Raw genomic sequence first — 23,440 nt, forward strand, 5'->3', positions numbered from 1 at the left:
CTTGCTAGCGAGCTAGCTTTGGATATGGCGCAGCTTCATTTGCACGTCGCTTGACCAGTGATTGTCAAAGGCACGCACACAGGTGTCCAGGTAACGCTCGTAGTCATCAAAGAGCTGATCGCCCCATTTCTCACGGATCAGTTTTTCGTGTGACTTCATGCGCGCCAGCCACTCACCAGTGGTTTTGCCATAACTTTCGCGTTGTGTGCGTAGCTCAACAATCTCCCAATAAGGATTCACGGCACAGATCAACTCTTCAAGTCGAGGATTTAGACCCCCTGGGAAAATCACATCATCCGTAAAAGCCAAGTCTTCAAGATCTTTGCGTGAGCGAGGGACACGATTACGCAAAATCGCTTGAAAACCAAAATACGATCCGGGCTTGACCCATTGCGCGCATTTACGGAAGTACTCGCGGTAAAGGTCCACAGCCATGCCCTTGTTGGCTTGAGCAGGCGAGCATAAGTGATCGATCATTTCAATCGACTGCAGAGCATCGTACTTTTCTTTGGGAGCATAGTCTTTGTAATCACAAAGATACGCTTCAACACCGGGCATTTTACGGCTTTTGAGTTCATTGAGCTGCTCGGTTGAAAGGGTAATACCGTGGGCACGTTTCGTGCCGCGCATCACGTGATACTCAAGATTCGCGCCCCAGCCACAACCAATATCAAGAACCAGTTTCTCTGGATTCATCTCGGCATAGTCGTAGAGGATTTTACACTTTTGGATCTGAGCTTGCTCAAGCGTCTCATTACCAGTGAGGTAACTGCCCGAGGTATAGTGCATTTGCTCATCAAGCCAAAGCTTGAAAAAGTCATTGGAAATATCGTAACCGACTTCGATTTCTTGCTGTGTGGACGTCATAGTGGCGGAATATGCCAGCTTTTGAGGGATTGTGCCACCCAAACCCTACGTCTTTTTTTTTCAAAAAGAGCAGTCTTTTCATCGCAAAAAAAGCTGGTTTTCCGTAGACTGTTGGGCTAGAACGCTGTGCTGCACAAAGACAGTTGCTAGGGCGCCGTAGCCAAGTGGTAAGGCAGAGGTTTGCAAAACCTCCATTCACCGGTTCGAATCCGGTCGGCGCCTCCATGTGCTACGATGTGGCACAAAGTCGATCGTCAAGATTTAGACACGACATTGCACCTTTAATGCCCTTGCAGTGCGGGCCTGCTAAACTCTAGCATCGACTATGGACGACATTGCCGCCTTTGATGAAGCCATACGCACGCATCAACTTTACAGCGTTTTCCAGCCTCTGGTTGAATTGCCCAGCGGGAAAATCTTTGCCTACGAAGCCTTGGTCCGTTCCAAGGAAGAGCGCTTCAAGAGTCCACCCTTTTTATTTGAAACGGCGATAAAGGCTAAGCGCTGTGGAGAACTCGGTCGACGACTTAGGGCAATAGCTATCGAGGCTGCCGCCGGTTGGCCCCTGTTCTTGAACATCCACCCGAATGAGTTCGATGAAGGCTGGTTGGTCAGACCGGACGATCCGATTTTTCAACATCAAGAACCTGTCTATATTGAAATTACGGAGACTGTACCGATTACACACTTTGCATTTTGCCACGGCCTGCTCAAAGAAATCCGCGGAAAGGGCATTTTCCTCGCCGTCGATGATCTTGGCGCGGGCTATTCCAACCTCCGTTACATTGCCGACTTATCGCCCGAAATCGTCAAGCTTGATCGCGCGCTCATCACCGGTCTCTCACGAGACAAGCGGCTTTTTAGTCTGGTTAAATCCATCGTTAGCCTGTGCATTACGATGGGCGCTAAAGTCGTTGCAGAAGGTATTGAGACTTACGATGAGCTAAGCGCCGTTTTAGATACCGGTGCGCACTATGGCCAGGGTTTCTTTTTGGCTCGACCCGGCTATCCTTTACCGCGCGTAAACTCGTCGCTTATCCCAAAAAAAATCAAATAGCTTTCGGTGTCTTAACCCTGATCTTCATTGAATCCGCGCCGGATGATCACAACGTCGTTTACTTGCTCGGCAACGGCCACAAGCGCACGGCTTGAACTCACTAAGGCGCAAAAGCCCACGTATTTATCATCCCATTGCCCGCTACAAAAATCAGCTTCCGTCAGCCGCTTGCCTTGCCGGGCATGGAGCACGCCTTGCTCGCAAAGCAAGCGGTGCGGAAACGCTCGACAGGCATCGACCAAAGCAAGCATCGCGCTGCGCAGTTGCATCAACGCATCTTCGTCGCCTTTTTTCGCACGCAAAACGGTATCGAAGGATACCGCATCGTCAAGACTGTAGCTGCCGCTCTGAACGCGGCGCAAAGCACTTAAATGCCCTACGGTACCCAGAGCAAGCGAAAGGTCTCGTGCAAAGGAGCGTACGTAAAAACCTTTACTAGAGTGAAGCACAAGGTCAATCTCGCGAGCACGCAAAGACCGCAACGCAGCCTCATGCAGCACAACCGAACGCACCGGAGCCACAACATCTTCCCCTCGCCTCGCGCGTTCATAGAGACTTTGCCCGTCCCGCTTTATGGCACTAAAAATAGGCGCACGCTGCTCGATGGGGCCTATCATGCCTTCAACAACCTGCCTGAGCTGCGTGTCATTGAGCTGCGGTACAGACCGTTCTTCTTCGACTGCGCCCTCTGCATCAAGCGTGTCCGTCGATTGACCAAGGCTTACCGTGGCCTCGTAGGTTTTGTCCTCCGCACTCAGGTAGTGAAGAAGTTTTGTTCCTTCGCCGATGCCTAAGACCAACAAGCCTGTGGCCATGGGGTCCAATGTACCAGCATGGCCTATCGCCCGAATGCCAAGAGCCCGGCGCAAGTCACGCACGACATCATGCGAACTCATGCCCTTGGCTTTATCAACACAAAGGATTCCTGAAAGCTTAGCCATCTTCAGTGGTCGAATGAACGTCGTTCAAAAGGTGTTCCACACGATTGATGCGTTCTGCTTCACTATCCCACACGAAACGCAGTTCGGGGACGTAACGCAAGCCAAGCCTTCCAGCGAGACGTTTTCTTAACCACGAACCTTTGCGCTTTAACTCGTCAAGCAATCGTTGCTCTTCTTCTTGTGAGTTGCCCTGCAAACCTGGCCCAACATAGATGTGAGCGACGCGCAAATCCGGTGTCATACGCACTGTGGCCACAGTGACTTCACTTAGCGAAGTTCCGTGCAATGCCCCGCTCAACAAAATGGCCATTAGCTCTTCACGAACCCGCTCTGCAACACGTTCGGCGCGGTGCGACTTCGCGCGCTCCTTCACAGAACCCCGGCCACTTCTTCCATCTCGAAACACTCGAGCACGTCGCGTTCTTTGATATCGTTGAATCCTTCAAGGCCGATACCACACTCGTAACCCGAAGCCACCTCACGCGCATCGTCCTTGAAGCGTTTGAGCGAACGCATGGAACCTTCCCAAACCGAAACAGAATCCCGAATAACGCGTATCTTTGCGTTTCGAACAATCTTACCGTCAAGCACGAAACAGCCTGCAATGGTGCCCACTTTGGGAATGCCAAAGGTTTCTCGCACCTCGGCTCGGCCCAACGCTTTTTCAACCAATGTGGGTTTGAGCATGCCCTGCATCGCAGCTCTGACCTCATCGACAGCTTCGTAGATGACGCTATAAAGCCGAATATCCACGCTCTCCGCTTTTGCTGTGTTTGAAGCATTACCTGCTGGCCGAACGTTAAATCCAAGCACAATAGCATTGGACGCGCTTGCCAACATTACGTCGTTTTCGGTGATACCACCTACGCCGGTATGGATGACGTTGACTTTAATCTTGTCGGTTGACAGCTCAACCAACGCTTTTTCAAGAGCCTCGATTGAACCCTGCACGTCCGCCTTGAACACCAGCTTAAGCTCAAGCACTTCGCCGCTTTGCATAAGTTCATGCAAACGATCCAAGCCCATCTTAGCTGTCGTGATTTTAGAGCCACCTTGGTCACGACGCGCTTCAGCAATTTCCTGAGCTTTCTTTGCGTCCTCAACTTGATACAACATATCGCCAGCAGAGGGCATTTCTGAAAGGCCTAACACCTCGACAGGTGTAGCAGGTGGGGCTTCTGCGCATTGCTTACCACGATCATCGGTCATGGCACGCACTTTGCCCCAGGCTGATCCAACAACAACAATGTCACCGGTACGCAAGGTACCATTACGTATCAAAACGTTTGCAACAGGCCCACGGCCACGATCAAGGTAGGCTTCAAGAACCGTTCCCTCTGCCGGAACCTTAGGATTGGCTTTGAGCTCGAGGAGCTCTGCTCGCAGCAAAACGTTTTCAAGCAGTGAATCAACGCCAGCACCGGTTTTGGCTGAGACATCCACAAATTGGACGTCACCGCCCCATTCTTCAGGCTGAAGCCCTTCGGCAGCAAGTTCATTTCGAACATTCTCAGGCCTTGCATCGGGGCGATCAATCTTGTTGACCGCAACAACAATCGGCACGCCTGCTTCTTTGGCATGGTGCGCCGCTTCTTTTGTTTGAGGCATCACTCCATCGTCGGCAGCACAAACGAGAATAACGATATCCGTTGCCTGTGCACCACGAGCGCGCATCGCCGTAAAGGCCTCATGGCCAGGCGTATCCAAAAACACCACAGTGCCTCTGCTCGTCTCAACTCGATAAGCACCGATGTGTTGTGTAATACCGCCGGCTTCCCTAGCTGCCACATCGGAAGAGCGAATTTTATCAAGCAACGATGTTTTACCATGATCGACGTGTCCCATGACCGTCACGATTGGAGGCCTTGATGCTTGGTCCTCGGAGTTATCGACAAACTGGCCGCGTGCTTCGGTCACCAAATCGTCATCGCTTTTGGCTACGTTTTCAACTTCATACCCAAACTCACTCGCAATGATCTTTGCTGTATCGGAGTCCAAGGTGCTGTTGATGTTGACGTTGGTCATGCCAAGCTGAACCAACTTCATGAGCAAGTCAGTCGCTTTGAGACTCATGCGTTGAGCAAGTGTCTGAAGTCCAACCTCGCCTTCGATACGAATGACGCGCTTTTGTGCACTGGGCGTAGTAATCTCTGTTTTTTGACCCTTTTTCGCCATCGTTTGTTTACGACGCATGGGCCGACCTTGCATCTGCCGACCACTTGGCCCTAGAGCTGCACGACCAAGCTCTCGACGCCTCGGGCCATCCCCGGGTCGCGACACAATTGGGGCATGCCGAGAAACGATACGCGAAATCGTGTTAGCTGACGGAGGTATCGCACTCGGCGCAACCCGATCACCTCGAGCAACCACGCCCGGAGGCAAGTTTGCATGTCCAAGCCGGACGGAAGCCGGAGTGCTTGCTTTCTGTGGAGCTGTCGGGGGCAACGGCGCAGGCCGGCTCCTTTCAGGGCGTTCTGCTACTTTAGAAGGAGCTGCTGCGACAGCTTCTTTTGAACTTCCGGAGCCTTTTGTTTGACCTGAGGTATCTCGGGCTTTAAATCCTTAGCAACTTCTGCCTCTTTGACTGGCGCTACGGCGGCTTCTTCTACGTTTTTACTCTCTTGTTTTTCAGCAGGAGGCTGTGTCTTGGCCACGGCCCGGCGACGCACGACGGTGGGCCGGATACGCTCTTCAACAAGCTTTTTGCCGTTGCCTTTTTCATAGGAACGCTTAACTCGCTCGGCCTCTGCCGGATCCAATGCACTCATGTGGTTTCGAACCTGAATACCTAATGATGCAATCCGACTCACCAAATCACGGTTTTCTATCCCAAGCTCTTTTGCAATTTCATAGACTCGAATTTTCGAAGCCATGTCTACTCTCCCTCAGCAAGAGCCTTCACACAGGCCAATGCGTTTAAAATTTCCTTAGCGACCCCTTCACTGAGGATGCCAATGAGCGCGAGTTCCTCGCGTCCGAAAAGTTTACCCAAAAATTCCCTGCTCCCAAACTCGCAGACGTTCGGCGTGGAAACTCCGAGTTTTCTACTTCGTTCAGCCGCATCTTGCGCTACCAGCACAAGGGCGACTTTGCCGGAGCGAAGCATATCACTAAGCGCGTCATGTCCCAATACAGCCAGACGATTTCGATGGGCCGCAATCAGCAACGATACGACGCGTTGCTCATAGCCTTTTTGTGCTAAAGCACTGAGCTCTGACGGATCAACACTAATTGAGCGCCGCAGACTGCGCGAAAAGCCGCCACGACGCGAAGCTAAGCTCAAGCAACGCGAATGCGGATGAACAGAGACCCCGCGTCCAGAAAGCTTGCCCCTTATATCCGGAGCAAGGCGATGCGAAAGCGCGTCGTAAGCAAAGCGCAACAATGCCTTGGGTTGATCTTGCTCACCACAGCCCACACAGCGACGCATGCTGGCATGCGCTATTTCCTGTACAGTTCCTTGTTTCACTCCGCTCCTGAACGATTCTCATCTTGGGCTTCGCCACTCACTTGTTGGCTCGCCAGATCACCCGCATCTGCTTCTGGCCCCGCGGCTTCTTCAGCCGCTTTAGCCTGTTGCTCCGCCGCTTCTTGTACACGTCGTTCTGCCGCTTGTTCTTGAGCCACTCGTTCTGCCGCTGTTTTTTGCCCCTGAACGATGGTTGGCCATTCATTCTCTAAAAAGGATTGGACGGAGTGCTTAATGTTTTGAGCACGCTTGTTATCAAGGCCGGTTTTTTAGAGCAAAAACGATCGACATCGTTTTCCCTGGCAATATCTTCAACCGAGCGGTAGCCGCCTTTTGCGATCCAGTCGGCGATGCGTTGTGTCACACCGCGAACCAAAGTAAGTCGTGAAAGCTCATCAAGCGCATCTGCAGAAGCCGCTGCTTGATCAAGCCGCTCTTGGCGATAACGCTCATTTGCAGTCGCCGTGCGTCGCCTGAAGTCAGAGAACGCTTCTTCGTCTTTCAAACCAACAATTGCACCAATTTCTTCATCACTGGCTTCGAGGATTTCATCGAGCCCACGGAAGCCATGTCGGTAAAGAGCTTTAGGCGTCTCGGCATCAAGCCCCTCGATCATCGAGAAGGCTGAGAGCGCGTTTTCTTCCAAGCGTCTAAACTTCTCTTCGCTGATGATGTCGAGCTTCCAGCCCGTAAGCTGTGATGCGAGTCGTACATTTTGACCGCGACGACCAATCGCTAAAGAAAGCTTATCGTCGGGAACCACCAGCTCCATGCCCCGATTGCCCTCGTCTATCACGACGCGCGCGACATCAGCTGGAGCAATAGCATTGCAAACAAAACGCGCTGGATCCCTATCCCAAGGAACAATGTCAATCTTTTCGCCGCGCAGCTCCTGCACGACAGATTGGACACGCGAGCCTTTCATGCCAACGCAAGCGCCCACTGGATCGACATCCGAATCCCTGCTGCTCACCGCAATCTTTGAGCGCGCACCGGGTTCGCGCGCCGCGGCCACGATGCGCACGATGCCTTCGTAAATCTCTGGAACTTCCATTTCAAACAGTTTGACGAGCAATCCCACGTCGGTACGTGAAAGCACGAGTTGAGGTCCTCGCGCTTCACGATCAATGTTTTTAAGCAAAGCGACGATCCGGTCACCGGGGCGGTAGGTTTCTCGCGGCGTTTGTTCTTTTTTTGGCAGCACCGCTTCAGTGCTTCCCAAGTCCACGATGATGTTCGAGCCGCGCTCAAAGCGACGAACGATACCGGTAAGAATCTCACCTTTGCGTTCATTGAACTCATTAAAGATGATGTCACGTTCTGCATCACGCACACGTTGAATAATAACTTGCTTGGCCGTCTGGGCAGCGATGCGACCAAAACCTTGTCGATGCTGTTTGAGATGCAACAGATCGCCAAACTCTTTATCTTGCTGCTTTGCTTTTTTTGCATCTTCTTGAAGATAAAAAACCTGAAAGCCCAACTCTTCACCGACTTCGGCTTCGAGGCCTGCTTGTTTGGCATCGGCGGTAGAAATTTCGCGTTCAGGATTTTCGACGTCTTCAACAATCGTCATGTACTGAAACAGGTCAACAACACCGGTTTCTTTGTTGAAGCGAGCTTCCAGCTCACGCCCCACACCAAAGGTGCGTTTCGCCGCAGTAAGGATCGCTTGTTCCATCGTTTCAACACGGATTTTAGGGTCAATACCCTTATCCTTACTTACTTGCTCAATAATGCCATCTAATGCCATCGGACTCTGTTGCATGCTATTCTCTCTTAGAAATAGTGTTCTCAATGCTTCTTATCGAAGCGATAAACTAAATTTGCTTTACTAATGTTTTCTAACTCAACACCCAGCGATTGATCCTCGAGCTCAAGTTGCACTGTTTGTTCAGACAACCCTTTTAAAATACCCTGAAAACGCTTACGACGTTCAACCGGACGCAAGGTCTGAAGCTTTATTTCATATCCTTTAAAGCGCTCAAAGTCAGCCGCTTTGACCAGAGGACGTTCTAGCCCAGGCGAACTTACTTCCAAACGATAATTGGTGCTTATCGTATCCTGAGCATCAAGCGCCGCTGAAAGGTCACGACTGACCGCCACGCAATCATCAATGCTTACACCAGCGTTTGAAGCTGCCCCTGAGCTTTGTTCCCGGTCTGCTGCGCGTTCAATAATAACCTTGAGCAAAGCACCACCCGGCGCACGTCCAAAACGCACTATCAAACATTCCAGCCCATGCACTCGACAAATAGGCTCGGCCAGTAGCTGTATTTTTTTTTCAAGATCGGTTGGGGCTTGCATTGATATTGTTTAGGAGTTTGCCTGGTTTAGACAGAAAAAAAGGCAGACCCGCGAGTGGCCCGCCTTTTGGCAAACCTGAATGTAGCGCTGTAGATAGCACAGCTTGCGGGCGAGTCAAAGAGGTGTTTGCCGACCCTGGCCATCCGGCCGGGTGTCGCGCTCAATCGAGGCTCGAAGGCGAAGCCACCACCATAAACCAAGGCAGGCCAAAAGAGCAAAACCCACCACGACAGCACGAAGTTCCCACGAAATTTCAGCATATTGTGCGACAAATTCCGGTCCAACCTGAGGCGTCTTTTTTTTCCCGCATCGATGCGCCACGGGCCGCATTTCGAGCCGCCAGGGCTTTTTGTTCTGGCTCATCCATCACCTGAAGCTGCCAGGACGCAGCTACACCCTCAACGGCCTCAATGCCCGCCATCTTAGGCAGCAACTGCAGGTCAAAGTCACCGTCCGCCGCAGGCGCACCAATCTCAAACTCGAAAGTTACCGAGTCTCCAGGTCTCACTTCATGGCTCAAACCGACCGGAATCGTACTGGAGACCCAACTTGGCAGATAAAAGGGAGACGGCCTGCTAAGCGAGGAAACCAGCTCGACCTGATTCGGCCCGGTAGACCTCCAGGTAAAGCGCCCTGTATTTCGATAACGCACCCACATCGTTGCACTATCACCTGCTTGAAGCGTCGGTGCAGAACTCATCGACTCAAGAGCCGCGCCATACCATACGGCACCCTTGTTCACTCGAATGCCCAGATGATTGCCCACTGTTCTTAGGCTACCTGACGGATGATTTTGAATGCCCCCTTCAGCTTCAATGTACAAAACCGAAGAGCCTCCGCCGTCGAGATTAACTGCGTCGTAGGCCCCAAGATCGGCCATGATCTTTGCCAGTTGATGACCGTAAAGCCCGGGGAAACCTGGCTTGCGACCATCGGCAACCACAATCAGCAAAGTGTTGCGATCCTCACTTAACCCGAGGGCTGTGCGTGGATGAGGACTCCGCATGTGTGGCGGGTCATGCCAGCCCGCTTGCACAATACCTTGGCGCACAAGCCAAGGCTTGCCGCTAACAATCTCCCGCATCCATTCCTCGGACACGGGCCCTTTTAATGTCTCAGACGAGTCAAAAGCCTTGGCCTGGTTCAGCGCGCCAAAGGCAAAGCTCATCGAACATGCTTCTTCATAAGCATCGGTCCATACGGTGCCAGCGCCGGCGGCCATGCCGCATGGACGAATGCCAACATCGTAGTAATTCGCATTAATCGCAATTTGCGCATCGTAGCGTTTGGCGAAATCGCGCACAGTAAGGCCTCGATCGGCAGGCCGCGTCGCGATGACCGATAATTCTGCTGAGTTGAGATCGACAAAGGTAGCGTGGTAGTCTTTTCCGTTTTCTCGGCGATGCAGATGCTTGATACCGGAATAAGGATGGCTCCACTCGTCTTTCGCCGCTGCGGAGCCTGAAAGCGAAAAAACCATGCCACTAAAAATGAGCGAAACAACAAGGCCACAGCAATGCGAAGCGATGACGGGTCGCAAACAAACCGATCTGCCCCTTCGATAAGTCTTACTCGAGGGGCGATGGAAGCTCGCAGCCCATAGTCCCTTCAACAGTCGCATGGAGCAAGTCTAACACGAATCGCTTTGTCCCTTCCAAAACGCCTGGAAAGGTTCCTTCGTTGATCGATTAAGCAGCCATGCGGTTCAACCAAGGCAGATTTCGAGCGCACCCGCGTGACAAAAGCGCAGAATGCTTTGTATATTTGAGATTTTTTTTCGAGGAGGAAAGCCGCTCCAGGACCCGTGTGGGAAACCGGCCTAATAATAGGCAATAATTTGACCGATCCTAAGAGCTCTAGGCGCTGAGTCGTGATGGCACGCTCGGCACAGGCTGCTGCAAGGGAAGATCCGCTTCCACACTCTCGTAACAAGCCAAGTTAGCCTCGGCAAAATCACGTGCTTCGGGGGTATCGACATCAACCCATGGCGCTCTACCGATATCCACAGCTCGCATCTTGCCTTTCGCCGCCAACGCCGCGATGCCTTCCGAAAGCGAACAGCCTTTGGGGCCGTTTACATTATCAAGCGCGTCCATCAACGCTGGAGTGATCTTGAATACACCGGTGTCCAGCGCTTCGTAGGACGGAAGCTCTTTACCTATTTCAACGATCTTTCCACCACGCAGAGCAACCTTCGTTGCGTCAGGCAAATCAAAGCAACGAGGGATATCAAAATCGACGCCCAGCACAGCTTCGTCCGTGCCCACGGGAAAAACATCCACCCGCTGCAACAAGGACAAGGAACACAAATGATCGCTCATCAACACAAAACTAGGACCATCTACAAAATCTTTGGCCTTGAGCAGCGATGTGCCATTTGGCTTTTCCCATTCATCGTTAAAAATGATGTGAAGTTTAAAGTCGAAGCGATAAAATTGCAGAACTTCACCGAGCAACTCCCCTCGGTACCCTACAATCACAGCCACATCTTCTAGGCCAAGGGCCTCAAGCTTGCGCAGAGTCCGCACAATAAGCGGCACACCACCAACAGGCTGAAGGGGTTTTGGAAGGTCTTTCCGGCTCACAAGACGAGAACCCAACCCTGCGGCAAGTATCACTGCTTTTTTTGTCATGCTTGTATTCGCCCTTTGCTTCGCTGTGGCAATTCTGTGTGAACTTTCTACAACATGTGTGAAAATTTGACACATGTCGTATCCGCAAATTTCGCGGAATATAGCTAATTCACCAAGTACTGCCAGCTCTTTCCTTCTCATATCCAGCAAAAGTCATGCCAACTGTGCTTAGCGGAACAGATCTTTTGCCCATAGCAGCCTTTCGTAAGGCCTTTTCACAAAACCGGCTCGGCAAATCTTGTTGGCGTAGCGTCCTAGCATGCTTTTTGCTAGAACGCGCTGCACTGCAGAAACACTCAGACGAAACGGTAAGCCATTATGACTACTCCTCGCACCATCAAACCCGCTCAAGGCAAACTTGGCGTCCTTCTTCCTGGCATGGGCGCTGTTGGAACCACCTTTATTGCTGGTTGCTTGCTCGCACGCAAAGGCCTTGCAGAACCCGTAGGCGCTCTTAGCCAAATGGGCACCATTCGACTTGGCCGACGCACCGAGAACCGTTGTCCTAAAATAAAAGACTTTGTCCCTTTGGCCTCGCTCGATGATCTTGTGTTTGGTGGATGGGATCTTTTCCCCGTGAATGCCTACACCGCCGCCAAAGAAGCGGGTGTGCTCAGCAGCGAGCATATCGAAGCAGTCAAAGACGAACTCGAAAGTATCAAAGCCATGCCGGCTGTCTTTTTTCCGGAGTATGTCAAACGATTGCGCGGCGAAAACGTCAAAAGCGAAACCAACAAATGGAAACTCGCACAGGCCGTTCGCGAGGACATCCAGCAGTTCAAAAGCAAAAACAAACTCGAGCGCTGCGTCGCGGTCTGGTGCGGATCCACCGAAGTGCATACCGAAGTAAGCGCGGTCCATCAATCCTTACGCGCGTTCGAAGAAGGCCTTAAAAACAGCGATCCGGCGATAAGCCCATCGATGATTTACGCCTATGCGTGTCTTCAAGAACGCGTATCGTACTCAAACGGTGCGCCCAACCTCACGGTTGACATTCCTGCCTTGCTTGAACTGGCGAAAGAAAAACAGGTTCCTGTTTCTGGCAAAGATTTCAAAACCGGACAAACCTTGATGAAGACCATCGTTGCGCCGGGCCTTCGCGCTCGCATGCTAGGCATCCATGGCTGGTTTTCCACGAACATCCTTGGAAACCGCGACGGCGAAGTGCTTGACGATCCCGATAGCTTCAAGACAAAAGAAGTCTCTAAGCTTGGTGTACTTGAAACCATCTTGCAGCCAGATCTTCATCCCTCTCTTTACGGCGATCTGCACCACAAAGTGCGCATTGAATATTACAAACCACGCGGCGATCAAAAAGAAGGCTGGGATAACTTGGACATCTTTGGGTGGCTCGGCTACCCGATGCAAATCAAACTCAATTTTTTATGTCGAGACTCCATCTTAGCGGCACCCATCGTGCTTGATCTCGCACTGTTTAGCGACCTTGCGCAGCGCGCCAACATGTCTGGAATCCAAGAGTGGCTATCGTTCTTTTACAAGAGCCCCATGATTGCTCCGGGTCTTTATCCAGAAAACGACTTGTTTGTACAAAGCATGAAATTCAAAAACACTTTACGTTGGCTCAAGGGAGAGGACCTCATCACTCATCTTGGAAACGAGTATTACGATTGAGAGATTAATCAGGGTGAGAAATTCTCGCTTCGTTGACAGCAGCGTACTCACTCTCCAAAAAAACCAGTGTTTTTCGATTCTTTTTGCACGCGGCATATTTCGCTAAAGAATTCCGTGCGACCACCGTCTTACACGCTCCGACACAAAAGATCCCGAATCTTAGCCAAACCCCATCCGACTGCGTTATCCTTGAGGCGTGCTAATCGCAGATAAATCTACCCGCCTTCAGAAGCGTCTCGAAAAGTCGTTGCAAAAGGGCAAATACGACGATGCCCTATTGGCGCTATTTGATCTGCAGCGCATGGATCGACGCAACCCGCGTTGGGCAAGACGCATCGGTGACATCCATCGCCGTATTGGGAATCAAAAAAAATGCGCGGATGCTTACGAGCATGCGGTAGACCTCTACGCCAAGAAGGGCTTCATTACGCACGCAGTCGCGATGGCCAAAACAGTTCTTTCCATTGACCCCACGCGCAAGGCTGTCTTAGAGCGAGTGGATCCAACAGCTGCTCAAGAGCTATTGAAGAAAAGTCGGCCACCGATGGCAAAGGGAATCAATGCCGGAGAAAGCATCGAGCAGTCCGCGCAACCTCTTGAACGCGCAAACGATGAAAAGAGTGACGAGCTTCGATTTAACGATGCAGGCAAACGCGCTAGTGGCGTGTTTGAACTAAGCCGCCAAGAAGTAAGCGGAAACCGAAGCGAGCAACCAAACCCCGAAGCTGACCCGGATGCAGAGCGCATGGCAAACCTGCCCTTTTTCCCATTGTTTGCGGATATCCCACGCGAAGCGCTCAACGACCTTGTTTTACAATCCGAACTTGTTGAACTTGAAAAAGGACAAACCGTCATCAAGGCAGGCGACAAGGCCGATTCGCTTTATGCCATCGTTGAAGGACAAGTCATTGTGGATGTTCCCGAGATACCCGGAGAGCGTGACTTTATTCTCGCTGAGGGCGAAGTGTTTGGCGAAGCTTGCTTACTCAATCAAGAAAAACGCAGCGCCACAATCACAACCGAAACCCCAATCACAGCACTTCGTATCAGCAAGCCCACACTGGACGCTCTCGTTAAGAAGCATCCGCACGTTGGAGCAGTACTTCTCAACCTGCTCACACGACGCCTTATTAGCAACTTAGTACAAACATCGGAGTTGTTTGTTCCCTTTGATGTCGAAACGCGACAACAGCTTGCCTTGCTTTTCGAAGTGCGTCACGCCAAGATTGGCACTCGCATTATTGAACAAGGAAAACGTTCCGATGCCATGTACATTCCCCTGACGGGTTACCTGAACGTAGCCATGCCTGCTCTACACAAGCAACTTCGCTTGAATCCTGGATCGATTGTTGGCGCCATGTCTCTTATTTCGCAGGCTCCGGCTGAGATTCAAGTTGATGCGGGCGCGCCCATGATTCTTCTTCGACTGCCGGCATCGCGCTTCAACGCTGTTGCGATGCAGTACCCACCAGCACTGGAGCACCTAGGCAACTTGGTGAGCCGGCTGACCAACTCGATAGCCTCAGACCGCTTAGTGGTCTGAGGTAGGTGGACAGCTAGTCCTGCGCGGAACGGACTTTCCTCTTGCTTGCAAAAATCACTATAGCACTGCGCAACTTTGTGGTCTAAGGCATTAGCTCTACAGAATTAGCGTATGCTCAACCTTCTTCGGTCTCGCCTCGGATGTACACACGCGTACCCGGCAAGTCATCCTTCGGGAAAACACCATGCCATCCCGCTGGCAACTTTGGCTCTGCCCAATTGAACAGAAAACGCGCATCCCATGGAGCGAGATTGATGCAGCCATGACTTTTGCTTTTACCGAATCGGTTGTGCCAGAAGGCTGAATGAAAAGCGTAAGCAAGTTGAAAATACATCACGTAGGGAACGTCTTCGATCGAATAAGGCCCGTCGACGGCGTGATCTCCGTCCATCGTAGCGCTTAGGTGTTTTGAGGTAATCCGAAAACTTCCCGTGGGTGTCTCATGATTACGCAGAGGGTCTTCGCGTTTCATCACACGACCCGTCGAAACCAAAGTCGCAAACACAGGGGTCTCGCCAACATAGGCCACCAAACTCTGCGTGTTTAGGTCCACATCAATCCATTTTTCATTGTCGGCCACCTCTTCGGGTTTGTCACGTATAGAGATTAAACGCAGGTCCCTATCCCGCAACAAAACACCATCGCCACTCTCGTAATACACGCGTCCACCGTGCTCACTTTTTCCAAGCACCGGAAAAAAAGTGTGGTAGCCAGGTTTAGCGCCTCGCCGAAGGCGCTGCTTATCATCCAGTCGATAGCTTAAATAATTGTCGGACATCATCACCGCTAAAGGAAGCGCCAAACCTGTCTCGGCATTGAGTTCCTTGCCGCGAAAGTCGCTTCCATGCATTTCGTACATGCGCTTATATGGAATAAACCCATTGGATAAGGTTCGCCAATACTTGCGAGCACCCTTTTCCATCTCGCGGTCCAAACTCACAATAAACCCTCTGACCAAATGACGCTGCAGCACACTTTCGCGTTCCGCCTTGAGCGAGTCCAAGGTTGGTGGGGCCGTCTCTTCTTTTGCACTTTCTCCCGTCGACAATTCAATGGCTTGTGATGTCTCGCTAGAGACCGGAGGAGGCGCGCTGGGCGGGACATAACCTTCATACATCATGGCTTCTTCTTCATCGGGAAGTCGCTTGTACATCGGGGTGCCATCTTTGCGATTGTAACCGTAGACGTAAGGAAGCTTTTCATCGAGCTTCGGTTGAGCAGCTTGACGCTCGGGTAAGCGGCTGCCCTCAAAAGCAATCACATCTCTTCTGTTGCAAACAAAGCCGCCAGTCTCCAAGGGATACCATCCACCAAGACAGCTCTCGTTGCCAACCGCACGATCACTGCTGGACATTAATACGGCACCCGCCCTCAAGTAGCCCAGCCTAAAACTTTGTTTATCTGCCGCTTCACGGACCTTAACAACGTGCTTTCGTGCAAAAATACGTTTAGGCGGACCTTGCTGCTCAACAACAGCCCCAACTTCTTTTTCCGTTGAAGGCACTGCAGACTCGGCAGAGTCTTTGCCGCAGCCAGCCAACGCGATTAAGCTCATCCACCAAACGAAAGATACTTTTCCCCTTTTCATCGGGCCCTCATACGTTCAAGTTCTAGACAAATGCAAGAGAAACGATCAGTCGGCGCCCTCCGTCCGCTTGAATCAACGGGACTGAACGGAATGCTAGACAACGCAAGCAAGGTCTGTGAACATAACTTTTTATAAACTTTTTGGCGGTTTGAGCACCCTCAAAGCAACGAGGAGACATGTGCCGTAAGTACCTATGGGCAAGGAGCGAACAGCAAAGCCCCGAAAAACACTGAAAAACTTCCCATACACTATCAAAACCTGAACCATTACCATGCAAGCAGCTCGCACATCACGAATGACCTTAGCACTGATTCTATCGCTTGGGGCCCACGGCCTCGGCGCAGGACTGCTGTTTTCCGGAGCACTGCTGCCAAGCATTGATATCGACCTTCAATTTCCCAGTGAAGTCGAATTCGGTCTAATCGAGGGAAGCGAAGTGCAGATTCCCGCCGAGCAATCCGAGCAAGCCACGGACACGAAACCCGCCGAAGCGCCTACGGAAGCTGCAGAGGTAGGAAAAGCGGAAGCGGCCGAAGGAAAAGACAATGCTGCGCCCGAATCTCATCCCGAAGATAAAGCAAAGTCTGCGCTCGACGGCGATGCACAACAGCTATCCATGCCATCCGGTGCCCAAATCGCACTGCGTGTCGATATGGAGACGGTCTCCAAAACCCCGCTAAGCGAAGACGTCACCCTGCTGCTCAATGCGATTCCAGACTGGAAGGCCCTTCTTTCCGGCTCCGGAGTTCATCCGGTGAGTGACCTGAAATCGCTTTTAATCGCATCACCCAATCTACAAAGGGAAAAGCTACTAATTGCCGGCTCGCATCGCGGAGGCAAAAAGGCTGTCGAGGAGGCAGCGACCTTGCTTGCCGAAAGCCAGGGAGCCACGCTGCAGTGGACCGAGCGCTTCGGCTTCCCGTCGGCGAATTGGGCCAACATCGACAAAACCCAGCGCATTGTAACTGTCTTCGATGAAGAGCATTTTGCACTGTGCCGGGAAGAGGATCTTGCTAAACTGATTGCAGCCGCGCAGCTTCGCGATCAAGAGCACAGCGATCCTAGAAAAGAGCCAAGCACTTCGAGCATGGAAGGCCTACTCTCCTTGGACGAGGGCGTTATTTTATCTCTTGAAATTGAAAACGCGCGCCTTTTTGTCGCGAACCGTTATCCCCAAGCGCCAGCTCGCTTGCATGCACTGATCAAAACACCCAAAGATGGTATTGTATCGGTGCGTATTCGAGGGCAATTCCCTACGGTCTTGGAACGCCAGAATGCCTTGGTATTTTGGAAGCAAGCGCGAGACAACTATGCAGCCCGCATCGATGCTTTGGGTGTATTTGGGATGGGCATGGCCGCTCCGATACGTGCCCTGCAATTTAGCGAACAGGGTCGCTGGATTGATCTCACCGGAAGCCTGACGCTGGATCAATGTCGCTTGCTCTTGAGCCTTATTCAAGAACGCCTTCGAGGCACCAGGCATCCCTAACAGAAACCGATTCACGTGGTGGGTTCTCTGTGCACGGTACCTAAAGACAAGAAATGTGATAAATTCGTTATCAAAGAGGAGCACGATCGCCATGATATGCAAGCTATGCGCAGAAGAGGTCGAGGAACTTTATTCCGTTACCATCAACGGTAAACGTAAACGCGCCTGCGAAGAATGTGTCGATCGTCTACGGGAAGAAGGCGAGATCACAGATGCCGCTCTTGAAGCGATGCAAGGGATGATGGACTACAAAGGTAAATGGTAGTGATCTTGCTAGCGCTATGTTGCTTGCATGCACTTTTCACGACATTGGGCTGGTTTCGGTTTACCTCCTCGCCCCTCCGGGGCACTCGGACCTACGAAAACCTCGGAAAAAGAGTGTTCGATTGACTTTCTTCTTGCTTGCAAAAGCCAGCATAGTCCTGTCTTTTACGCTCTCAACTCTGCGCTTAATGCAAAAAAGGTAGTTGGTTGTGCAAACCAACTACCTTTTTCATTCACTCATTGTTGCTGTAAAACTTATGCAACCAAGTCTTTGAGCTTTTTCAATGCAGTCGCGCGGACTTTCTTGCTTGCGGGTTTTGCAGGAAAAACACGCTCTTGTTTGGTGAAAGGATCAATTCCCTTGCGCTCTTTGCGCGCTGGGATGCTTTTTACTTTGAGTTTCAACATATCAGGGATCACAAACTCACCTGGTCCACGCTTACCGAGCTCACGCTTTACTAGATCTTGAAGACCAGCAAAAATATTTGTGACCTCTTTTTTGGTAAGCCCCGACTTTTCTGAGAGCTCTCCGATGATTTGCGCTTTGGTCATACGCTTTCCGGTTGCCATGGGCTGTCCTCCTTTTTACGACAAAACGTCCGCGCGTAGGCCATTCCCACGCGTCAACTAGGCCATCTATGCATGCTGCTTTTCAGCCTGACAAGTCAATTTCACACGTTTGTTAAAAAAAAAGCCCTTCTTTCAGGGATGTTTCCGGCTCAGCGCAGCCCAATCGCCAGGTTTTTGGCCCTCGACCTGCGAAGCAAACCGTGATTTGTCCACAGTTCATCCACATCACGGCAAGGACACTCACATTTCCTCGAAAAAGAACGGTTTTTTCATCGTAACATGCTGTTTTGTATAGATTTTCTCGAAACAAGCCGATCTAAGCAAAGGAGCCTAAGATCCTACCAATTAGCTATTTTGAGGCCTTTTCCACAGGTTTTTAGGCCTTACTCACTGCCTGGCAAAGCATGTCGGTCCGGGCTTTCATGCGCCGATCCTCGGCTGCCGTCCGATGGTCCATGCCAAGGAGATGAAGCAGGCCATGGGCCAGCAAAAAAGTGATCTCATCGAGCTCTGAGTGGCCTTTTTCGCGGGCTTGCCGAGCAGCCGTCGTCCTCGATATCACAACGTCTCCAAGCATCGAACAATCCATTTTACGTGGATCATCGATCTGCGGAAACGACAGCACATCCGTCGCCTTGTCCTTGTTTCGATACCGGCGATTCAATATTTGAATTTGCCGATCACCACAAAGCAGTAATGAAAGCTCGCAATTCTTCAAGCCTAACACTTGCATCATTCGCTTTGCGCGCTGAACGATGGCTCTTTTGAGCTGTGGTGAAGGACGAACGCCGCGCAGCTCAAGTCCTACAGACAACTTATCAGTCGTGGATTTATTCTTCGGCACCCGCTACTCTCCCCTTTCGACAATGTGGAGAAAAGTACGATGTTTAGCAAGTTACTAATTGCCAACCGAGGAGAAATCGCAGTGCGTATCGCGCGGACAGCCGAACGCATGGGGATTAGCACCGTCGCTATATACAGCGAAGCAGAAGAAAAAGCGCCTCACGCAACGGCCTGTGATGAAGCGCGCTTGGTTGGACCTGCACCAGTAGCGCAATCCTATCTTAATGCAGAGGCCATCATTGCAGCGGCCAAAGAGACCGGCGCCGCAGCCATCCATCCCGGATACGGTCTTTTGAGCGAAAATGCCGACTTCGCTCAGGCGGTCACCGAGGCTGGGCTGACTTTCGTGGGTCCAAGTGCGGAAACATTGCGTGCCTTTGGCGATAAAACCCAAGCCAAGCACATCGCAATACAAGCAGGCGTACGCACTCTACCGAGCAGTCCAGCGCTAAAAGACCTTTCAGAAGCCCACAAGTATCTGGACGAGATAGGTTTTCCTTTGATGGTCAAAGCCGCTCACGGCGGCGGAGGCATCGGCATGCAGCTTGTTCGCTCGAAAGAGAGCTCAGCGAAGCCTTTGGCAAATGTCAAAGTCGCGCACAAAGTGCCTTCGGAAAAAACGAAGTGTACTTGGAAAAAGCCATCGACCGGCCGAGGCACGTTGAAATCCAATTAGCGGCGGATCATCACGGCAAAGTGATTGCACTTGGTGAGCGAGAATGCAGCATTCAAAGACGTCATCAGAAAATCATCGAAGAGAGCCCCGCTCCTGCGCTCGCTGGCCTTCCTGACGAAGACTTGTGTCGCGATCAGCTGTCCGGCGCAGCCGTCAGCATGTTCGAAGAAGCGAACTACCGCAACCTGGGAACCTGCGAGTTTATTATGGATGAAATAGGCCATTTCTATTTTCTTGAAGTCAATGCACGACTGCAAGTTGAGCATACCGTCACCGAGATGTGCACCGGAATCGATTTAGTCGAACAACAACTCAATATCGCCGCCGGGGAGAAACTCCCGGACGCACTGGAAAAAACGCTGCCAACCGGACACGCCATAGAAGCAAGAATTTGCGCTGAAAACCCGGCGATGGATTTTTTGCCTAGCCCTGGCTACATTGAAGAGTTGCGCTGGCCACCCATGGGCGCGGGCAGGCTTCGTGTTGATTCGGGGGTGCAGATCGATTTTGAAGTGACTCCGTACTATGACTCTTTAATTGCAAAGGTGATTGCGCACGCGCCAACTCGCCATCAAGCCCTATTGATCCTTGATCGAGCGCTAGGCGGCGCAGTGATCTCCCCACTGACCACAAACATCGATTTCGTGCGTAGTGTATTAGGAAACCAGGCCTTTAAGGCAGGCCAATACGATACAGAATTCGTGACTCGTCTTGGAATGTCCGAGTGACGAGAGTAAGATTCTGCCAACAAAACTAATTTGCTCACTTAGCTCACCAAGAGGAGCCAGCGATGGACCTTAAACAATACCGCATCGACGTTAGCAACGTCACCCGCAACCCCTCTGTTGCAGAACTTTACGAACTTGCCTTGGCCTACGAAAAAGGCACAGCTGTCTCTTCAACCGGCGCTCTCATTGCTTATTCCGGCGAAAAAACTGGCCGCAGCCCCAACGACAAGCGTGTTGTCAATGATCCCCAAAGCACGAACGACGTTTGGTGGGGCAACGTAAACATCAAACTTGACGAGCAAGCCTTTCAAATCAACCGCGAACGTGCACGGGACTACCTGAACACCCGCGGCCATCTCTACGTGATCGATGGATTTGCCGGTTGGGAAAAAGAAAACCGCATCAAAGTCCGCATCATCTGCGAGCGCGCTTATCACGCCTTGTTCATGAAAAACATGCTGATTCGCCCCACCGAAGATGAACTCAAATCCTTTGGGGATCCTGACTACGTGGTGTTCAACGCAGGACGCTTTCCTGCCAACCGCTACACCACCGGCATGACTTCCAAAACAAGCGTGGATTTGAGCTTCAAGGATCGCGAAATCGTGATTCTCGGTACCGAATACGCCGGTGAGATGAAAAAGGGCGTCTTCACCATCATGAACTATTTGATGCCGAAACGAAACATTCTGTCGATGCACTGCTCGGCTAACGAAGGAGACGATCCCAAAGACGTTTCCATCTTCTTCGGACTCTCTGGCACGGGTAAAACCACGCTATCCGCTGACCCCAATCGCAAACTGATTGGCGATGATGAACATTGCTGGAGCGATCAAGGCGTCTCCAACATCGAAGGCGGCTGCTATGCCAAGGTGATCGATCTTTCAAAAGAGGCTGAGCCTGAAATTTACGATGCGATTCGTTTCGGATCGGTGCTTGAAAATGTCGTTTACTCACAACAGACGCATGAAGTCGACTATGCCGACACCAGCATCACGCAAAACACGCGCTGCTCCTACCCCATCGAGTTTATCGACAACGCCAAGATCCCTTGCGTTGCCGGTCATGCCAAAAATGTGGTGTTCCTTACCTGCGATGCCTTCAGCGTCTTGCCTCCGGTCAGCGAGCTTAGCCCCGAGCAAGCCATGTACCACTTCATCAGTGGCTACACAGCCAAAGTAGCGGGCACTGAAGTCGGCGTCACCGAACCCGAAGCAACTTTCTCCGCGTGCTTTGGTGCACCCTTCATGGTTTGGCATCCGGCGAAATACGCCGAGCTTTTGGCCGAACGCATTCGCAAACACAACGCCAAAGTCTGGCTAGTGAACACCGGTTGGTCCGGCGGCCCTTACGGCATCGGCAAACGGATGAGCATTGCACACACCCGCGCCATCATCGATGGCATTCACAGCGGCGCTTTGGAAAAGTCGGAAAAAGTAAAAGACCCCATCTTTGGTTTTATGATTCCCAAAGCATGTCCCGGCGTTCCCCCAGAAGTCTTGCAACCCGCCAACACCTGGAAAGACAAAAAGGCCTTTGAAGAGACAGCTAAGAAACTCGCCAAACGTTTCCAAGAAAACTTCAAACGCTTCGAAGAAGGCGCCTCCGAAGCCATCATCAATGCAGGGCCCAAGCTCTAAACAGAAATGAAAACGGAGACCTTCCTAACCATTGTATTGGAAGGTCCCCGTTGACAAAAACCGTTTATGGTTTTGGTAGGCTTTCTCTAAAACAGCCCATCAGTATGCTGGTAAAGGACTGTTCGACAAGCGACTGATCTTCGACGGCTCCTCGCGCTACTGCCTCCGTGACCATGCAAATCGCAACCCGGAAGTCTGCAAACACTCGGAAGGCCAAAGGTCCAAGCGCTCGACCGTAGTCATCAAGAATTACGAGCGCTTCTCTCAGTGCCGCTACTACTTTCTGCAAAAGCTCTGGATCAACTTGTTTGCCCATCAAAATCGCCCTAATGAGCGTATGCAACAACCCGACGAGCCCACGGTAAAGTTCTAGGGCGGCGCCACAAGCAGCTTCATCACCGTCTAAACAAGCAAGCATTTTTTCATGAGCTTCTGCAAGCTTGTCGGTCACAGCCTTGACTTCTTCATTGGCGTCACCAGCATTCGATTGTGAAGCGACAATCCATGCGTTGGAGGCATAGGTCTCAAGTTGGCTTTCGATAGCGAGTAGCTCTTCGGCCAGTTGCGTCGGATCCAGAGGGCTTTTCGGATGACCGTTAATGTCAACGATTGTCTTGAGAGCGTCGTTGCTTGCCGAGGAGGCCTCAGCCGCTTGGCGGACACTGATCGGACGACTACCCACTTGAATACCACCTGAATTCCAAACATTCAGGATTAGGAGGTAAATTGCGTAAATAACAATCAACCCAAGAGCCAAGAGCAGCAACGCGCCAGCAACAGGGAGTTCAAAGCCAGTTTGCGCATGAGCTTTGCCCGGAAGCACAAGTTCCGAAAGAGCTTTGTCGATAAATGCCAATGCGTTTTGGGTTGCTGAGGCATCGTCCGCAGCGGAGACGGCTGCTCCCACCGTTGGGAAGCGCTCATAGAATTTCGCGCGAAGAAATCGCTCAATAATAATCGCCACGCCCGGATGATCGCTAACGGCTATGAGAACGGACAAAGTCTTGATCGCCATATCAAATTTCTCGCCATTGTTTGCAAAAAGAGCCGCGATGATTTCCCTATTAATCGTATCGCCGCAAACGGTGAGCGCGGTATCAAAAGCTGGATTGGTGATGAAATTATCCAGGCAAGTGTTTACATCGTCCCAAGGCGTATTGAAACTCAGGGCAAAATCCGTGGCCAGGGAAAGC

Annotated in this window: 17 protein-coding genes, 1 tRNA gene and 3 pseudogenes; 8 read left to right on the forward strand and 13 right to left on the reverse strand. The window is 51.6% G+C overall.

The genetic code is table 11. The features are described 5' to 3' along the window. Window positions 1–12: 12 nt before the first annotated feature. Entirely contained in the window at window positions 13–867 is an 855-nt protein-coding gene (locus IPJ88_13965) for a class I SAM-dependent methyltransferase (protein QQR89301.1), read from the reverse strand. A 150-nt stretch (window positions 868–1,017) separates the two neighbouring features. Between IPJ88_13965 and IPJ88_13970 the strand changes: the two genes are divergently transcribed. Then, window positions 1,018–1,092, forward strand: a tRNA-Cys gene (locus tag IPJ88_13970). Window positions 1,093–1,192: 100 nt separating this feature from the next. Next, entirely contained in the window at window positions 1,193–1,924 is a 732-nt protein-coding gene (locus tag IPJ88_13975) for an EAL domain-containing protein (protein QQR89302.1), read from the forward strand. Between the two features lie 11 nt (window positions 1,925–1,935). Here the strand turns inward: IPJ88_13975 and truB are convergent, their stop codons facing one another. The 8 genes and pseudogenes from truB to IPJ88_14015 all read right to left on the reverse strand — a co-directional run bounded on the left by truB (window position 1,936) and on the right by IPJ88_14015 (window position 11,274). Beyond that, window positions 1,936–2,820, reverse strand: coding sequence for a tRNA pseudouridine(55) synthase TruB (gene truB / locus IPJ88_13980; protein ID QQR89303.1), 885 nt, complete (start codon window positions 2,818–2,820; stop codon window positions 1,936–1,938). A 37-nt stretch (window positions 2,821–2,857) separates the two neighbouring features. Beyond that, complete coding sequence (gene rbfA / locus IPJ88_13985; GenBank protein QQR89304.1) at window positions 2,858–3,238, reverse strand: 30S ribosome-binding factor RbfA; 381 nt, start codon at window positions 3,236–3,238, stop codon at window positions 2,858–2,860. Beyond that, window positions 3,235–5,738, reverse strand: a pseudogene (gene infB / locus IPJ88_13990) (translation initiation factor IF-2). The gene rbfA and the pseudogene infB overlap by 4 nt, the downstream one beginning before the upstream one ends. 2 nt (window positions 5,739–5,740) lie before the next feature. Then, window positions 5,741–6,334 carry a DUF448 domain-containing protein gene (locus IPJ88_13995; GenBank protein QQR89305.1) on the reverse strand — a complete coding sequence of 198 codons (594 nt, stop codon included), beginning with the start codon at window positions 6,332–6,334 and terminating at the stop codon, window positions 5,741–5,743. Then, window positions 6,331–8,102, reverse strand: a pseudogene (gene nusA, locus IPJ88_14000) (transcription termination/antitermination protein NusA). Before nusA ends, IPJ88_13995 begins: the two are co-directional and overlap by 4 nt. Before the next feature lie 26 nt (window positions 8,103–8,128). Then, on the reverse strand, window positions 8,129–8,641 hold the full coding sequence (locus tag IPJ88_14005; GenBank protein QQR89306.1) for a ribosome maturation factor RimP: 513 nt from the start codon (window positions 8,639–8,641) through the stop codon (window positions 8,129–8,131). Window positions 8,642–8,894: 253 nt separating this feature from the next. Beyond that, window positions 8,895–10,121 (reverse strand): phosphodiester glycosidase family protein, encoded by a 1,227-nt coding sequence (locus IPJ88_14010; GenBank protein QQR89307.1) that lies wholly within the window; start codon window positions 10,119–10,121, stop codon window positions 8,895–8,897. 376 nt (window positions 10,122–10,497) lie between these two features. Continuing rightward, window positions 10,498–11,274 carry an NTP transferase domain-containing protein gene (locus tag IPJ88_14015; GenBank protein ID QQR89308.1) on the reverse strand — a complete coding sequence of 259 codons (777 nt, stop codon included), beginning with the start codon at window positions 11,272–11,274 and terminating at the stop codon, window positions 10,498–10,500. Window positions 11,275–11,592: 318 nt separating this feature from the next. Here IPJ88_14015 and IPJ88_14020 point away from each other — a divergent pair, with 318 nt between their 5' ends. Next, complete coding sequence (locus IPJ88_14020; GenBank protein ID QQR89309.1) at window positions 11,593–12,906, forward strand: inositol-3-phosphate synthase; 1,314 nt, start codon at window positions 11,593–11,595, stop codon at window positions 12,904–12,906. Between the two features lie 196 nt (window positions 12,907–13,102). Then, window positions 13,103–14,449 (forward strand): cyclic nucleotide-binding domain-containing protein, encoded by a 1,347-nt coding sequence (locus tag IPJ88_14025; protein ID QQR89310.1) that lies wholly within the window; start codon window positions 13,103–13,105, stop codon window positions 14,447–14,449. Window positions 14,450–14,564: 115 nt separating this feature from the next. Here the strand turns inward: IPJ88_14025 and IPJ88_14030 are convergent, their stop codons facing one another. Continuing rightward, complete coding sequence (locus IPJ88_14030) at window positions 14,565–16,037, reverse strand: L,D-transpeptidase (protein QQR89311.1); 1,473 nt, start codon at window positions 16,035–16,037, stop codon at window positions 14,565–14,567. A gap of 271 nt (window positions 16,038–16,308) precedes the next feature. On the opposite strand from IPJ88_14030, the gene IPJ88_14035 reads away from it, so the two are divergent. Continuing rightward, window positions 16,309–17,526, forward strand: coding sequence for a hypothetical protein (locus IPJ88_14035; GenBank protein ID QQR89312.1), 1,218 nt, complete (start codon window positions 16,309–16,311; stop codon window positions 17,524–17,526). 91 nt (window positions 17,527–17,617) lie between these two features. Then, window positions 17,618–17,791: a hypothetical protein gene (locus tag IPJ88_14040; protein ID QQR89313.1), complete on the forward strand. Its 174-nt coding sequence runs from the start codon at window positions 17,618–17,620 to the stop codon at window positions 17,789–17,791. Window positions 17,792–18,045: 254 nt separating this feature from the next. Here the strand turns inward: IPJ88_14040 and IPJ88_14045 are convergent, their stop codons facing one another. Then, a complete protein-coding gene (locus IPJ88_14045; protein ID QQR89314.1) occupies window positions 18,046–18,360 on the reverse strand; it encodes an HU family DNA-binding protein in 315 nt (104 codons plus the stop codon). Between the two features lie 376 nt (window positions 18,361–18,736). Beyond that, window positions 18,737–19,204 (reverse strand): rRNA maturation RNase YbeY, encoded by a 468-nt coding sequence (ybeY, locus tag IPJ88_14050; protein ID QQR89315.1) that lies wholly within the window; start codon window positions 19,202–19,204, stop codon window positions 18,737–18,739. Window positions 19,205–19,243: 39 nt separating this feature from the next. Between ybeY and IPJ88_14055 the strand changes: the two are divergent. Both IPJ88_14055 and pckA read left to right on the forward strand, forming a co-directional pair. Next, window positions 19,244–20,607, forward strand: a pseudogene (locus IPJ88_14055) (ATP-grasp domain-containing protein). Window positions 20,608–20,669: 62 nt separating this feature from the next. Then, window positions 20,670–22,247 carry a phosphoenolpyruvate carboxykinase (ATP) gene (gene pckA, locus IPJ88_14060; protein ID QQR89316.1) on the forward strand — a complete coding sequence of 526 codons (1,578 nt, stop codon included), beginning with the start codon at window positions 20,670–20,672 and terminating at the stop codon, window positions 22,245–22,247. Between the two features lie 64 nt (window positions 22,248–22,311). Here pckA and IPJ88_14065 read toward each other — a convergent pair whose 3' ends face one another. After that, window positions 22,312–23,262, reverse strand: a complete 951-nt coding sequence (locus IPJ88_14065; protein QQR89317.1) for a hypothetical protein — start codon at window positions 23,260–23,262, stop codon at window positions 22,312–22,314. Window positions 23,263–23,440: the final 178 nt, after the last annotated feature.

The sequence above is a fragment of the Myxococcales bacterium genome (assembly GCA_016699535.1).
Lineage (GTDB): Bacteria > Myxococcota_A > Polyangia > Polyangiales.